Source organism: uncultured Pseudoxanthomonas sp. (assembly GCF_947498795.1).
GTDB lineage: Bacteria > Pseudomonadota > Gammaproteobacteria > Xanthomonadales > Xanthomonadaceae > Pseudoxanthomonas_A.
In genome coordinates this window covers 1-14,122 of sequence record NZ_CANMLQ010000018.1, presented here as the reverse complement: position 1 = coordinate 14,122, position 14,122 = coordinate 1, and the positions used below count along the sequence as shown (strand labels likewise).

Below are 14,122 nucleotides of genomic sequence, written 5' to 3'. Positions count from 1 at the left end.
ACGCGAAGCAACTGGCATCCGCTACCATCAACCCCGGACTCTAAATCGCCCCGCTACTGAAAGTGGGGGGACGTCGCCCAGATACGGGACGCCCTACGCAAGCCGGCGCGCGCCCGGCTGTCGTCGAGCGCGGGGCGCCTAATAAGCCAGGCCGTGCGCACCGGCTGGATGTACCGCGCCGACGTTGAGGATCTTCTGCTGGCACTGGACGGGCGACTGGCCGAACATGGCTCTATAGATGTTGACCGCTGGGTCGCCCTGTTCGGATTGCGCTGGACTTCAGTCAGCCCCAGGCCCAAGGCCCGTTCAACGGCGGTCTTCAGCCATGCTGCGCTCAGGGCCACGGAGGTCGCCGATCTTCTGATTCTGCTGGAGCGCTGCGGCTTCCATACCGATCCCGCACTGCTGGTCGACCTGCTGCTCCCCCACGTCTCAGCCCAGGCTTTGCAGACCGGCGCTGAGCTGAGCGTCTACTGGTTCCAACGCACCCACCACAAGTGCGCTCCGCTCGCGCTGGCCAGCGCCGGCTCCCTCATGGGCCTGGGCCCAATCGAATACTTCAGATTGGACACGGGGCACAAGGTCGAAGTGTGGGGCCATGATGATGGACGGCTGGGTGGACTGATGATCACGCCCCCTAAGTTCCGGCGCCGGCCCGAACCGGTTGAGACCACCTGCACCATATGCTCATATACCTTCTGGCAAGGCGATACCGAGTCGAGCCAATTGCACCGACGCGAGCACAAGAAGCGTATGAGCTACCTTGAGCCGCAGCCTCGTCCAAAGTTGCTGGCTACTCATGCGGGAAATGTTACCGCCCACCACGTCACAACCCATTCCCCGCCGTGGCAGCACCGAGAGATGTATGTACGTGCTCTGGCCTTCAAGCGCGAGTTGCATTACGACTTCGTGCAGTGGGGTTCGCCCAGCGGCGATAGTGATCCACAGGTCAACGGATTCTTGCTCACCGATGCTATCGGCGCGATCGTTGGAGCTTGCGCGTTTCGCTGGCGCGATTCCCCAGACATGCCTGCGCATTGGGGATTGCAATGGATCTGGCTGTGTCCAGGACAGCGGCGCAAGGGGCACGTGACCCGGCATTGGTCGGCATGGCGCAGGCGCTTCGGCAATTTCGCCATTGAGGCTCCTGTATCGGACGCAATGCGTGCCTTCGCCCTGAAGCAAGGCGACGCCGCCCTGCTCGAATAGCCATAAGAGGCGCAAGCCGACTGTGAGGTCATTGGATTTCCGGCGCGGCTGTCATCTACTTAGGCTCGAATCCGCCTGCGAAAAGGTAGTGAAGGAAGACACTTCGTCGGCAGCGCTGGAAGAGCCCAGGTCAGCTCATCGCGCAAGCGCGTGAGTACAGCTTCGATTTCCTGACATGGAAGAAGGCGGGCGTGCTCAAAAGGCACTGGCTCGACACCTCCGTAGTGCATCTTGGCGCTGGTAATCCCGTGCCACCCTCGGAATCCTCCACCCCGTGAACACTTCCCTGCTCAACCCTGGCCATCGCGATAGCGGTCGTGTAACAGGACGATGTTGCTCACGATGTCCGGATTGGCGCGTGGAATGAAGGACGCGCTGGCGCTTGCCGATCTAGATTCCTACAGGCTTACGTCATTTTTTCAAAACGAGCTTCCAGGTGGACTTGTCCGTTGTCGTTAGTCGCCGACAGCGTGCCGCCGTGTGCCTTGACGAACTGGTCAGCAATGAACAGCCCGAGCCCGAGTCCCTGGCTGGCATGGAATGCGCCCTTGAATGGCTCGAATAGGCGAGGAAGCAACTCTTCGCCGATATGGCCGGCGTTGGAGACTCGCAACACCACAGAGCCTTGCGTCGCGCTTTCCAAGACGATACGAACAGGTCCCTCTTTGCCATGGATCACCGCATTGCCAACCAGGTTGATCACCACCTGGGTCAGTCGATCCGGATCTGCCTTGACCTCCAAAGATTGTCCAGCCTCAAACGCAATGTCTGCGTGGGCATGGACGCGTTTTACTTCATCAATTGCGCCCAACAGCACCTGCGTTAGATCGATGGTCCGAGGCTCGATCTGAAAGCCGCCCGAACGGATGCGGGAAAAATCCAGCAGTTGCTCCACCATCCGCGCCATCCGCCAACCACTGGTTTCCAGCTGGGACAGCGTCCGTTGGACGCGCTCATCCCCGGGAAGCTGCAGGGCCAACTTCTCAGCACACAGCAGCATGGCCGAGAGCGGTGTCCGCAGGTCGTGCGTCAACACCGCCATCATGGTCTCGTTGAGCTTGAGCGCTCTTTCCAGCGATTCGGCGCGTTCTTTTAGCAGCTGCCGCTGCTGGAACAGCTGGACGAACACATTCGTTTTGCTGAGGATGACGTGGGGCTCGATGGGCTTGTGCAAGAAGTCCACGGCACCGGCTTCATACCCCTTGAAAGCGCGCTTGGGGTCGTTCGGTGAGGCCGTCAAGAAGATGATCGGCACTTCCCGGCTGCGCGCCGCACCTCGCATCAGTTCGGCCAGCGAGAAGCCATCCATCTCAGGCATCTGCACATCAAGCAGGGCCACGGCTACCTCGTGGACAAGCAGCAGTTCCAGTGCCTGCGCGCCAGAGGCGGCGCACAGCACCTGCACCCCGTCGGCTTGCAGAAGCGCGCGCATGGCCACCAGGTTCTCGGGCACATCGTCCACGACGAGGATATTGATCGGCTCGCTACGCACCGGCTCAGGATGGGACAAGGTCAAGTTCAAGGCTGAAAGCTCCGTAAGCGCACACGCATCTGATCCAGGGTAAGTACGGCATCAGCGCCTGCATACGCCAGCGCTGAGGCCGGCATCATGGGCGAGCTGGCCTCCTCCGGTTGCTGTACCCATGCTTGGCCACCACCGGCCCGAATGGCGGCAACACCCTCGCTGCCATCGTTGGACGCACCGGTCAACAGGATCGCCAGCACGCGATCAGCGAAGACAGCCGCTGCGCTTTCGAACAAGGGATCGATCGCAGGCCGGGAGAACAGGACCGGCTCATCCAGGCTGAGCGACATCGTATCCCGATCTTCCACCATCAGGTGGTAGTCCGGTGGCGCGATCCATACCGTGCCCTGCTTAAGTGGTGCCTTATCCTCTGCCTCGGCGACAGGGAGTACGCAATACTGTGCGAACAGCTCAGCCGCCTGACTGGGTCGGTCGCGCGGCAGGTGCAGGACAATCATCACTACCGCCGGACAGTTCGCCGGCAAGGCCTCCAACAGCGTCCTCACGGCGCTCACACCTCCCGCTGAAGCGCCCACGACGATCGCGTCTACGGTGTCGCAAAGGCGTGGCGCTGGAGAGGTCATGCGATCTTCCGGTAAAGCCGCTGTGCCCGGGAGCTCACTTCAAAGTCCGCCGCGTGCTCACCGAACTGCAGAGATTCCTTGCTACCCAACCCCAGGAAACCGCGGTGCACCAAGGCCTCATGGAACAAGCCCACTGCCCTGTCCTGCAGGCTGCGCTTGAAGTAGATCAGTACATTGCGGCACGACACAAAGTGGACCTCGGAGAACACCGCATCGGTGGCCAAGCTGTGGTCGGCAAAGACAATGTTGCGCTTCAGGCGCCGATCGAACAAGGCGCCGTTGTAAGCGGTCGTGTAGTAGTCCGAGAGCGAGCCGCGACCGTCGGCAGCCAGGTAGCTACGGCTGAACTGAGCCATCCGATCCAATGCGAACACCCCCGCCTCGGCGCTGGCCAGTGCCTCAGGATTGATGTCGGTGGCATAGAGCACCGTACGCTCCAGCAAGCCCTCTTCGTCCAGCAGGATGGCCAATGACCACACCTCTTCTCCCGAGCTGCAACCGGCTACCCAGATTTTGCACGACGGGTAGGTCTTCAGCACCGGCACTACTTGCTCCCGCAAGACCCGAAAGTAGTCCGGATCCCGGAACATCTCAGAGACCTGGACCGTGAAGTACTGCATGGCCTGGGTAAACAGCGCCGGCTCGTGGAGCAGCCGATGTTGCAACGTGGCCACGCTGTCGCACTGGAAACGATCCATGGCCTGGCGCACGCGCCTGCGTAGGGATGAGATCGCGTATTCGCGAAAGTCATAGTGGTAACGCCGGTATAGCGCTTCCAGTAAGACCCCCAGCTCCAGATCGAACAACTCGCTGGGGGTCATTGCCGCGCGCACCATACCCGGCACAAGGAGACCAGCTTTTCCACATCGACTGGCTTTGCGATGTAGTCGTTCGCACCGGCCTCCAGGCAATGCTCGCGATCATCGGCCATGGCTTTAGCCGTCAGCGCAATGATCGGCAAATCCTGCCATTGCGGGTTGCGACGAATCTCCCGCATGGCCGTCAGTCCATCCATCTCCGGCATCATGATGTCCATGAGCACCAGATCGAAGTCCTGATTGACGAGGGTGTCCAACGCTTCACGTCCGTTGCGCGCGATTTGCAGCTTTACACCCAGCGGCTCCAATACACTGGACAAGGCGAAAATGTTGCGCACGTCGTCCTCGACAAGAAGGACGTTGCGGCCATCCAGTACCGCATCACGCCGACGGACTTCCCGCAGCATGCGCTGCTGGTCCCCGGGCAGGGTCGCCTCCACACTGTGCAGGAACAGGGTGACCTCATCCAATAGCCGTTCCGGCGAGCGTGCCCCCTTGATGATGATGCTCTTGGAATAGCGTCGTAGACGCTGCTCTTCATGGCGTGTGAGTGCTCGACCGGTATACACAATCACCGGTGGAAACGCGCCGGTGGCACTGGTCGACATCTTCTCCAGCAGGTCATAGCCGCTGCCATCGGGCAGGGCCAGATCGGTAATCATGCAGTCGAAAGTGGTGACATCAAGCTTTTCGATGGCCTCGGCAATCGTGCCGACGGCGACGATTTCCAACTGATCGCGGGCAAGCAACAGCTGCAGGTTCTGTCGCAGTTCCTGATCATCTTCCACGATCAACAGTCGGCGCACATCGCGCGCGTGCGTCTGTTCCAGCTGTTCAATGGCACTGGCCAACCGCTCGCGGGTAGCCGGTTTGATCAGATAGCCCACCGCGCCCAGTTCCAGGGCCACCTGGGTGCGCTCCAACGCGGACACCACATGCACAGGCACGTGACGGATGACTGGATCGCGCTTCAGCCGCTCCAGCACGCTCAAGCCCGATACATCGGGCAGGCCGATATCCAACAGGATGCCATTGGGTCGCAGCTCAGCAGCCAATCGCAGCCCTTCTTCGGCCGTTGAGGCCACCACACAGTCAAACCTGAGTTCTTGGGCCAGGGCGACCAGAGCCCGGCCAAATTCGACGTCATCCTCAATCGCCAGAATCAGGCGGTCTGGATAGCGTCGCGTGATGGGACTGGCGGCCACCGGTGCGTTGGCGGGGGCCGGCGGGCTAGCCATCGTGGCGGACACTGCTATCGGGCCGGTGGCCTGATTCGCCGGACTGATGGTGCGCGGTGCCGAGGGTGCAGCCTGCGGCTCCTGATCGGCGGCAGGTGCGCCATCGGTGGGGATGACCAAGGTAAAGCAACTGCCGCGGCCCGGTTCGCTCTCCACGGTGAGTGCCCCGCCCATGCGAGCGGCCAAATCACGCGAGATCGCCAACCCGAGCCCCGTGCCGCCGAAGCGACGGCTCGTGCTGCCATCGGCCTGCCTAAAGGCCTCGAAGATCACTTCAGTCTGCTCGCGGGCGATGCCGATACCGGTATCGCACACAACAAACCCGACACGATTCTGGGCGTCAGGCTTGACGTGCATCGTGACCGAGCCGCGCTCTGTGAACTTGATGGCGTTGGCCAGCAGGTTCTTCAGTATCTGCTGCAGGCGCTGTCCGTCGGCCACGAACTGGACCGGGGCGTCGGACGCAATCTCCAGCGTCAGGTCAAGCCCCTTTTGGCGCGCCAGTGGATCGAACGTCTCACGTAAACGCTGCACCACGCTTTCGGTGCTGAGGGTGTCATCCTGCAGTTCAACGTGCCCTGCTTCGATCTTCGACAAGTCGAGGATGTCGTTAATCAGCGCCAGTAGGTCATTGTTGGACGAATGGATCGCTTGGGCGTACTTGACCTGGTCAGCGGTAAGCGTACTTTCCTTGTTGTCGGCCAGCAGCTTGGCCAGGATCAGCGAGCTGTTCAGCGGCGTGCGCAGTTCATGCGACATGTTGGCCAGGAACTCGGACTTGTAGCGCGAGGCGGCCAGCAGGTCTTCCCGACTGCGCATCAGGTTGTCCTGTGCCGACAGCAGCTGCTGCCGTTGCCCTTCGAGTTCGTGGGTCCGCTCTTCAAGCTGCACATTGGTCTGTTCCAACTCAGCCTGCTGCTGTTCCAAGTTGACCTGGGATTGCTGCAGGGTACGGCTTTGCTCCTCCAGTTCCTCGTTGGCCACCCGCAGTTCTTCCTGCTGGGCCTGAAGTTCTTCGCCTTGGCGCTGGGTTTCTTCCAGCAGCTCAATCAGTTCACTGCGCAGCATGGCGGTTCTGAGGGCAATACCAATGGTATCGGCGCACCGCTGCAGCAACTCCATGGCCGTGGACTCATCGACCGGGGACTCAATCAGGCCCAGCTCCAACGCCCCGCTGGCACTGCCATCGGCGGTGAGCGGTGCCACTAGCAGTTTGACGGCCGCGCTTCGACCTAGCGCCGACTCAACACCGACATGGGAGGCCTCGATGCCACGCACTACCCGGGGGCTTTGTTTGGCGATGGCTTCCCACAGCTGACCCGAGCCGGCGGCAATCCGGGTGGGAACCTCGCGCGCCAGCGCAACGCCGCCCACCAGGACCAGTTCCTGGCCGCTTAAACGGTACAGCACGCCGATATGGGCACCCAGATGATCGCACAGCACCCGCAGTGCCCCCTCTGCCAAGCTGTGAGGGGTCTGCTCGCCTTGCAGCACGCCGGCGACCTCGTTTTCCACTTCCTGCAGCCATAGCGCTCGCTCAGCCTGTAAGCGAGCGCGGATGGCCTGCATCACGATCAGCGCTGTGGTGAGGAAGCAAACCCCGCCCACCGTTCGATTCACTACGGAGAAGGCTGAGTTGTGACTAGGGGGAGCCAAATTGAAACCGACCACCAGCAACGCGCATGCCAATGCGGCAATCGCCACCGGCACCCACGGCCGGCGCTGGTACACCGTTACGCCAATGGCCAGGAAGTACAGCAGCCAGACGGCATAGCCCAACGGGATGACAGCCTCCAGCCCGATGGTGGTGGCCGCCAAACCAAAGGCGATGATGGACATGATGGTGTCGCGGTGCCGCTTCCCCTGGTCCTGCTGGCTCATCCCCTGCCCTTGCCCCGAGTACAAAACACCATGCTACCTTCATTTACGTTTACAACTTCTTCACGCTCTTATCTCAATCCTTTTCCAAATTTTGTATAGGGGAGCGCGTGGCAGTGGACGACACCAACAGCAGGCAGATGGGTGCTTCGGACAGTCCTTGCTCGGATCTGACGTCTGCGGGAGGCTCGATTCGGGTGCTGTTGGTCGAGGATCAGGTGGAGCTGCGCGCTCTGCTGTCCGATGTCCTTCAGGACGCGGGCATGGAAGTTCGCATTGCCGAGGATGCGCATAGCGCCAAGGCAATCTTGGAAGACTTCCCGTGCGATGTCCTGGTCAGCGATGTGCACATGCCAGGTTCGGAAAACGGCATTGATTTGGCCGAGCACCTGAAGCGCTCACGGCCGCAGGCGCGGGTGATTCTGGCCTCAGGCCATCCCCCGCGGCAGCTCCCCAGCCTGCCCGGGTATGCGCACTTCCTGCAAAAGCCGTTTCGGCTCAATCAGCTGATGCAATTGCTGGCTGCGTAAGCTAAGCCAGGGAGTCCGACGTCGGGCGTTCTAGCCGCAGTAGATCGACACACGCTTTCGCTAGATCGCCCCACTGTGTGCAAGTCCGGCCATGACCTTGTCTGGAGTGATGGGCGTGTCGTAGATCCGCACGCCCACGGCATGATGGATGGCATTGGCGATGGCCGCCGATACCCCTACAAGACCGATTTCACCAACCCCTTTGGCCCCCAACCGGCTGACCACCCGATCGTCTTCATCGGCAAAGAGCACGTCAATCTCGTGGATGTCGGCATTCACGGCCACGTGGTACTCAGCAAAATCGTGGTTCATGAAGCGCCCCAGCCGAGGATCATCGTGGGTACCCTCATGCAGCGCGTGGCTGATACCCCATACCACGCCGCCCAGAATCTGACTGCGCGCTGCCATCGGGTTGATGATGCGGCCGGCGGCGATGGCGCTGACCACCCGCGTGACCCGTATCGTGCCTAATGCTTCGTCCACACGCACTTCGCAAAACACGGCCGAGTGCGTGGCCCGCGAATATTTTGACTGTTCACGCTGGTTTGGCAGGAGCAGATGGCTGGCCCGCAGTTTTCCGTCCTTGGCCAACGCCATCAGCTCAACAATCGGAACGCTGGCCCCACCGGCCTTGCGCCGCAAACCCCCTTCGACACACTCGACATCATCATCCTTGCAGCCAGAAAACAGCTCGCCGTGATGGCGTTTGGCAAGCTTGAGCAGGCCGGCGCGCAACTTATCGCAGACCCCTTCAATGGCCGATCCAATCGTGGCCACATGGGCAGAACCCCCCTGCACCGGTGCCACGGGCAGGGTCGAGTCACCCAGTTCAAAGGTGACATGTTCCAGCGGCAAGCCCATGGCGTCAGCGGCGATTTGGGCCATCACGGTGTAGGTGCCCGTGCCGATGTCCGAGGCCGCGCTACTGACGCGAAGCCGGCCCTGCGCATCCAGGACTGCTTTGGCACGGGCAAACATCTGCAGGGCATCCCAGGTCCCGGTGGCCATCCCCCACCCCACATACTCGGTACCGATCTTGGTGGCACGAGGTGCGGGGTGGCGCTGTGACCAGCCAAATCGCTCGGCGCCCAGGGCAAAGCACTCCCGCAACGCTTTGGAGGAGAACGGCTTGTCCTCGATGGGATGCACCTCGGCGTAATTGACCAGCCGAAACGCCAGCGGATCCATGCCGACCTCACAGGCCATGGCATCGATAGCCACCTCCAGGGCATGGACACCGTGAGCCGCGCCCGGTGCACGCATGTCCATCGGCGTAAACCGGTCCAGGTCGACCAGCTTGTGCGACAGGCGAATGTTCTCGCACGCATACAACTGGCCCGACCAGTTGGCCACGACCTCGGTGTAGTCCTCCGCGCGCGAGGTTTCCGTCAGCACATCATGCTCGATGGACTGGAGCTGGCCCTGGGCGTTGGCAGAAAGCCGGATCTGCTGCCACGTCTCGGGCCGATGCCCGAAGGTGAACATCTGCTGGCGTGTCAGTACGACACGAACCGAGCGGTCCAGATACTCGGAGGCCATCACTGCCAGCAGCAGGGCGTAGTTGGGCCGCAGCCCCGAGCCAAAGGCGCCCCCCACGAAGGCGTTGCGCACGCTCAGTCGGGACTTCGGGATGCCGAGGGCATGGGAGGCGTACCAACGGCTGTTCTGGGAGCCTTGGGTCTTGTCGTGTACGACCATGCGACCTTGGGCATCACGCACTACCGTGGAGGCAAACAGCTCCATCGGGTTGTGGTGCTGGGCCTCGGCATAGAAGGTTGCCTGCATCCGGAACGGGGCGTTGTGCCACGCGGCTGAGGCGTCACCCTTTTCTTTGGGAGGCGGCTTGTAGCCGAACTTGATGCCTTTTGGGCTGTGGCCTTTGTCCAGGTTCGCACGCAGTGAGGTCGCGTGGGGCTCGGGCGCCACCTCCACCCGCACCAGCATCGCGGCCCGGCGCGCCGCCTCAAAACTGGTAGCGACCACCAACGCCACCGGCTGTCCGCTGTAGACCACATGCTCGTCGTAAAGTGGTCGGAACGGCTTGCCGCCCGGCGCGATCAAGTCTTTATGAAACACGCGCCCGGCCCGCATCCTTGGCCGCCGCTGGTGCGTGAGCACATCCAGTACGCCTTCCACGGCCAGGGCGGCATCTAGATCGATCGCAATAATCGTGCCCTTGGCCACGGCGGTGTTGACGACGACGCCGTAGGCCAGATCGGGGGCCGGGAATTCGGCGGCATAGCGGGCCTGACCCTGTACTTTGGCCGGTCCATCGATCCGGGTAAGCGGTTGCCCCTTGCGAACATGTCCGGTGCCTGGTGCCGCTACTGGCACGAGAGGATCGACCTCACTCATGTGCCTGCTCCCCTGATGAATCTTTGAGGGCCGTGTCATTGGTGACGGTGCCGCGGGCGGCCACGGTAATCCCGCGCACCACCAAGCGCCGGGCCAATTCGATCTTGAAGTCGTTGTCGCCCTGCCCGATGGCACCCTGCAGCAGTCGATCGGCCACGCGCGCGGCCGCCTCGGCAGTGGGAGGCTGGCCCACCAGCAGGGCCTCCGCCTCCTCCAACCGCCACGGTTTATGGGCCACACCGCCCAAGGCCACGCGCGCCGAGACCACGGCTCCCTCATCGGAGAGCTCCAACCCGACCGCCACCGAGACCAAAGCAAACGCATAAGAGGCGCGGTCGCGGATTTTCAGATACACCGAATGAGCCGCATAGGGATTGGGTGGAATCACCAGCGCCGTGATCAAGGCATCGGACGGCAAGTGCGTATCGTGTTCCGGGTGATCGCCGGGCAGGCGATGAAAATCGGAGAACGCGATCAGTTCGCGTCCTTGACCTCGCTCCACCTCGACCTGTGCCTCCAAGGCGGCCAGGGCAACGCACATGTCGGAGGGGTGAGTGGCAATACAGGCCTCACTTGCGCCCAGGATGGCATGCTGACGGGTCACGCCCCCGATGGCGCTGCAGCCACTGCCTGGCACACGTTTGTTGCACGGCAGCGCCACATCGTAGAAGTACATGCAGCGCGTGCGCTGGAGCAGATTGCCCCCGTTGGTGGCAGCATTGCGTATCTGGGGCGAGGCGCCGGCAAGAATCGCCGAAGCCAGCAGGGGGGCGTGCTCGCTGACCAAGGGGTGATAGGCCGTATCGGCGTTATGGGCGGTGGCGCCCAGCCGCAAGCCGTCCTCGGGCGACCATTCGATGCCATCCAGCCCCAGGCCGCTGATGTCGACCAGGCGACTGGGCTGGGTCACGCCGGCCTTCATCAGGTCCAGCACATTGGTGCCACCGGCGATGAACTGAGGACGGGTAATACGCGGCTGCTGCGCCACATGACCCAACGCCTGTCGGGCGCCACGAGAATCGCAGGCCGATACCAACGTAAACGGGTTCATGCCGGCACGCTCCCCACAATGATGGGGCACTGGGGATCGTGTGCTTGCTCAATCCCCGCCACCTCGCACACCGCCGAGGTGATTTGGGTATAGGCGCCGCATCGGCACAGATTGCCGCTCATCAGTTCCCGCACGTCATCACGCGTGCGGGCGCGGCCTTCGTTGATCAAACCCACGGCCGAGCACAGTTGGCCGGGTGTGCAGTAACCGCATTGGAAGGCATCGTGCTGCAGGAAGGCTTCTTGCATCTGGTGGAGGGCTTGGCCATCGCCCAGGCCTTCCACCGTGGTGATGTCTTTGCCCGCCTGAAGCGCGGCCAGCGTCAGGCAGCTGTTGATCCTGCGCCCATCGATCAACACGGTACAAGCACCACACTGGCCGTGATCGCACCCTTTCTTGGTGCCGGTCAGACCGAGCTGCTCACGCAGCACATCCAGAAGTGAGGACCAAGCCTGCACCTCAAGGGCGTGATCGTTCCCGTTGACTTGCAGGGTGATGGAGTGACGACTGGGCGTATCGGCGGTTTGGGGCGTTTGCTCTGCCACAGTATCGCGTGTCATGGCGGGCCTCCTTCTCGATCTGAGACTGAGGTCAACACAGTGAAGATGATGAGAACCCTCCCCTACCGTCACACCGCCTTGGGCCTTCCTCAGACCGATACGGCCGCTAGCCTGGAAACTTCGGGAACTTCTCGTTGGGGTGGCGTGCCTTCCATTCCTTGTAGGCGGCCGTGCCTTCCCAGGCAGCAAAAGCACGAGGCGCACGGCCTCGACCTGACCAGGTTTCACCGCTGTGCGGCAACCAGTACTTGGGGGCTACCTCTTTAGTGCTCGATGCCTTCTTGCGCGGTGCGCGCTCACCACTGTTCAGCGCCGTCACCAGCTCGGCTTTCTGCTTGGCAGAGAAGTGGGCACCAAACTGGGTCAGCAGTTGCATCACATTGGCGTAGGCGTCCGAGGCCTGCTGCTGACGTAGCTGCTCTTCTTGCTTATCCAGATCGCGCAATTCTTCTTCCAGTCGAGCTCGCGTGGTCGCAATGGCGTCCAAGGTGGTCTTAGTCATTCAAGGATTCTTGTGGTCGGCTAGGCGCGGGGTGGATACCCGATTCTATAGCAGCACCTGCGCCGCGGACCGAGGCAACGGCAGGAGTTACGTTACTGGCTTTGAGTCAGCGCTGGATACGGGTTGAGCGCTGTGCCCTCCCACCAACGCTTCTCCGGGCCAAGTTCGAAGATGGCAAAATGCAGATGCGGTGCGTCAGGACTGGCGTTGCCGGTGGATCCTACATAGCCGAGCAGTTGGCCGCGGGTGATCTGCTGTTGCTCTGCCAGCCCCGGTGCATACCCTTTCAGATGCGCGTAGTAGTAGGCCAGTCGCCCAGCGTGGTCGAACTGGTAGATCGTCAGTCCGCCTCGCTCGCTGGTGAACAGTTTTTCGATGTGGCCATCGGCCACGGCCAGTACGGGAGTGCCGGCAGGAGCCATGATGTCGATCGCATCATGGCTTCGGCCCTGGCTTCTGGCATCGGTAAACGTGTCGACCAACGCGGGTGCCTGTACCCCTTGCACCGGTATCAGCAGCGTGCCCGACGGATCCGTGTGTGCTGCCGGTGCAGGTAACGCAGGATCTGATGGAAGCTGCGTCATTGGCGCGTCCGGGCTCGCGACGATGGCCAGCTTAGCTGCGCCGACGTCAGTCAGGGTGGCCGATGCGCTGGGGGTAGCGACAGGTGGGGAGGTCGGCGAAATCTCAACGCCGGTCCACAGCAAGGCGGCCAGTGTGCAGACCACAACAATCAGCGCAAGCAGGTATCTCACCCCTACTCCTGCATAATCACTGACAGCGCCGGCGACACGGCACGCGCCACGCGCTCAACGTCCCAGTTGGTAAGCCGCACACAGCCGTGTGACTGGGCTTTGCCGATGGCGCTGGGTTCTGGGGTGCCGTGCAAGCCGTAGTGCTTCTTGGACAGGTCGATCCAACGCGTGCCCACGGGATTGTTCGGCCCAGTGGCGATTTTGGCTTCCGCGTGCGCTGGGTCAGCGTCCCAGAACAACTTGGGGTTGTAGTGGAAGGTCGGATTCTCTGCGACCCCGACGATCTTCCACTGTCCTAACGGAAGCGGATCCTTCTCGCTGCCTGAGGACACCGGGAACTGCGCAATGAGGGCACCGCTGGCATCCAGAAGTCCCAGCGTGGAATCGGACTTGTCGATCACCACGCTGGCCGCTTTTGGCAGCGCCGGGAGGCTGGCCACGTTGGGCACCTGCAACGGCGTACCGGCCTTTGAAAAGTCCGCGTTCGGATTCAACGCCTTCAGCAATGCGGGTGAGATATGGAAGCGCTCACCCAAGGCCTCCTCGATCGACTCAAAGGCAAGCGAGGGCAACGTGGCTTGGGCCATCATGTCCTCGGGTATGGAGGCCACCGGTTGCCCGACATCGTCGGCGGTCAGCGTGTAGGTCACCAAGGCAGGCGCTGCGTCTTGATTCAATGAGGTCCATGTCGCCTCATCCAGTTCTCCGCTGACCTTCAACTTCCGCGCCTGCTGATACCCGCGAACCGCACGCCGCTGATTCGACCCGGCGCGCCCATCGATTTCACCGGGCGAGAAATGGGAACGATCCAGCAACACCTGCGCTCGCACGAGGGCGCCCATGCCCTGGCGGGTTGCGGGATCATTGGCTTGGGCGGCCAGGGTGGTGTCGGGTGTGGCGGCATACCCCGGCAGCGCGAGCAGCACCACCATCCCCGCAAGCAGACATTTTGAACGCATAGGGCTCTCCAAGTCAGTCATCCCTGATCTTGGTGGCCGTCATGTCATGGCCGTGTAAAGCAACCTGTCGTACAGGCTAGTTGTGATCTCTCGGTAGGTTGTTCATCCGGGGCATCTCTGGAAGATGGGGGTTGCGAAGCCAACCCAGCCCCCAGGAG

Annotated in this window: 11 protein-coding genes and 1 pseudogene; 2 read left to right on the top strand and 10 right to left on the bottom strand. The window is 62.0% G+C overall.

The annotated features are described in order from the left end of the window. Positions 1–168: 168 nt before the first annotated feature. Positions 169–1,209 carry a hypothetical protein gene (locus tag Q0907_RS18780; RefSeq protein ID WP_299347536.1) on the top strand — a complete coding sequence of 347 codons (1,041 nt, stop codon included), beginning with the start codon at positions 169–171 and terminating at the stop codon, positions 1,207–1,209. A gap of 406 nt (positions 1,210–1,615) precedes the next feature. Here the strand turns inward: Q0907_RS18780 and Q0907_RS18775 are convergent, their stop codons facing one another. Genes Q0907_RS18775 through Q0907_RS18760 form a run of 4 tightly spaced genes read right to left on the bottom strand, consistent with a single transcriptional unit; the run spans position 1,616 to position 7,255 of the window. Continuing rightward, positions 1,616–2,725, bottom strand: coding sequence for a hybrid sensor histidine kinase/response regulator (locus Q0907_RS18775; RefSeq protein ID WP_299347542.1), 1,110 nt, complete (start codon positions 2,723–2,725; stop codon positions 1,616–1,618). 2 nt (positions 2,726–2,727) lie between these two features. Beyond that, positions 2,728–3,318 carry a chemotaxis protein CheB gene (locus Q0907_RS18770; RefSeq protein WP_299347534.1) on the bottom strand — a complete coding sequence of 197 codons (591 nt, stop codon included), beginning with the start codon at positions 3,316–3,318 and terminating at the stop codon, positions 2,728–2,730. Next, entirely contained in the window at positions 3,315–4,163 is an 849-nt protein-coding gene (locus Q0907_RS18765; RefSeq protein WP_299347533.1) for a CheR family methyltransferase, read from the bottom strand. The genes Q0907_RS18770 and Q0907_RS18765 overlap by 4 nt, the downstream gene beginning before the upstream one ends. Further along, entirely contained in the window at positions 4,136–7,255 is a 3,120-nt protein-coding gene (locus tag Q0907_RS18760) for a response regulator (protein ID WP_299347531.1), read from the bottom strand. Before Q0907_RS18760 ends, Q0907_RS18765 begins: the two co-directional genes overlap by 28 nt. 137 nt (positions 7,256–7,392) lie before the next feature. Here Q0907_RS18760 and Q0907_RS18755 point away from each other — a divergent pair, with 137 nt between their 5' ends. After that, the gene (locus tag Q0907_RS18755) at positions 7,393–7,782 is read left to right on the top strand and encodes a response regulator (protein ID WP_299347540.1); all 390 of its coding nucleotides are present in this window, start codon (positions 7,393–7,395) and stop codon (positions 7,780–7,782) included. Between the two features lie 60 nt (positions 7,783–7,842). On the opposite strand, the gene Q0907_RS18750 is transcribed toward Q0907_RS18755, so the two are convergent. From Q0907_RS18750 to Q0907_RS18725, 6 genes and pseudogenes are all read right to left on the bottom strand, one after another. Next, positions 7,843–10,137 (bottom strand): xanthine dehydrogenase family protein molybdopterin-binding subunit, encoded by a 2,295-nt coding sequence (locus Q0907_RS18750; protein ID WP_299347529.1) that lies wholly within the window; start codon positions 10,135–10,137, stop codon positions 7,843–7,845. Continuing rightward, the gene (locus tag Q0907_RS18745) at positions 10,130–11,188 is read right to left on the bottom strand and encodes a xanthine dehydrogenase family protein subunit M (RefSeq protein ID WP_299347528.1); all 1,059 of its coding nucleotides are present in this window, start codon (positions 11,186–11,188) and stop codon (positions 10,130–10,132) included. The genes Q0907_RS18750 and Q0907_RS18745 overlap by 8 nt, the downstream gene beginning before the upstream one ends. Then, a pseudogene (locus Q0907_RS18740) lies at positions 11,185–11,679 on the bottom strand ((2Fe-2S)-binding protein); the annotation flags it as partial. The pseudogene Q0907_RS18740 and the gene Q0907_RS18745, both read right to left, overlap by 4 nt. Positions 11,680–11,854: 175 nt before the next feature. Beyond that, positions 11,855–12,250 (bottom strand): H-NS family nucleoid-associated regulatory protein, encoded by a 396-nt coding sequence (locus Q0907_RS18735; protein WP_299347524.1) that lies wholly within the window; start codon positions 12,248–12,250, stop codon positions 11,855–11,857. A 92-nt stretch (positions 12,251–12,342) separates the two neighbouring features. Then, entirely contained in the window at positions 12,343–12,996 is a 654-nt protein-coding gene (locus tag Q0907_RS18730) for a M23 family metallopeptidase (protein WP_343229833.1), read from the bottom strand. Between the two features lie 11 nt (positions 12,997–13,007). Then, on the bottom strand, positions 13,008–13,937 hold the full coding sequence (locus Q0907_RS18725) for a L,D-transpeptidase (RefSeq protein ID WP_299347522.1): 930 nt from the start codon (positions 13,935–13,937) through the stop codon (positions 13,008–13,010). Between the last annotated feature and the right edge of the window lie 185 nt (positions 13,938–14,122).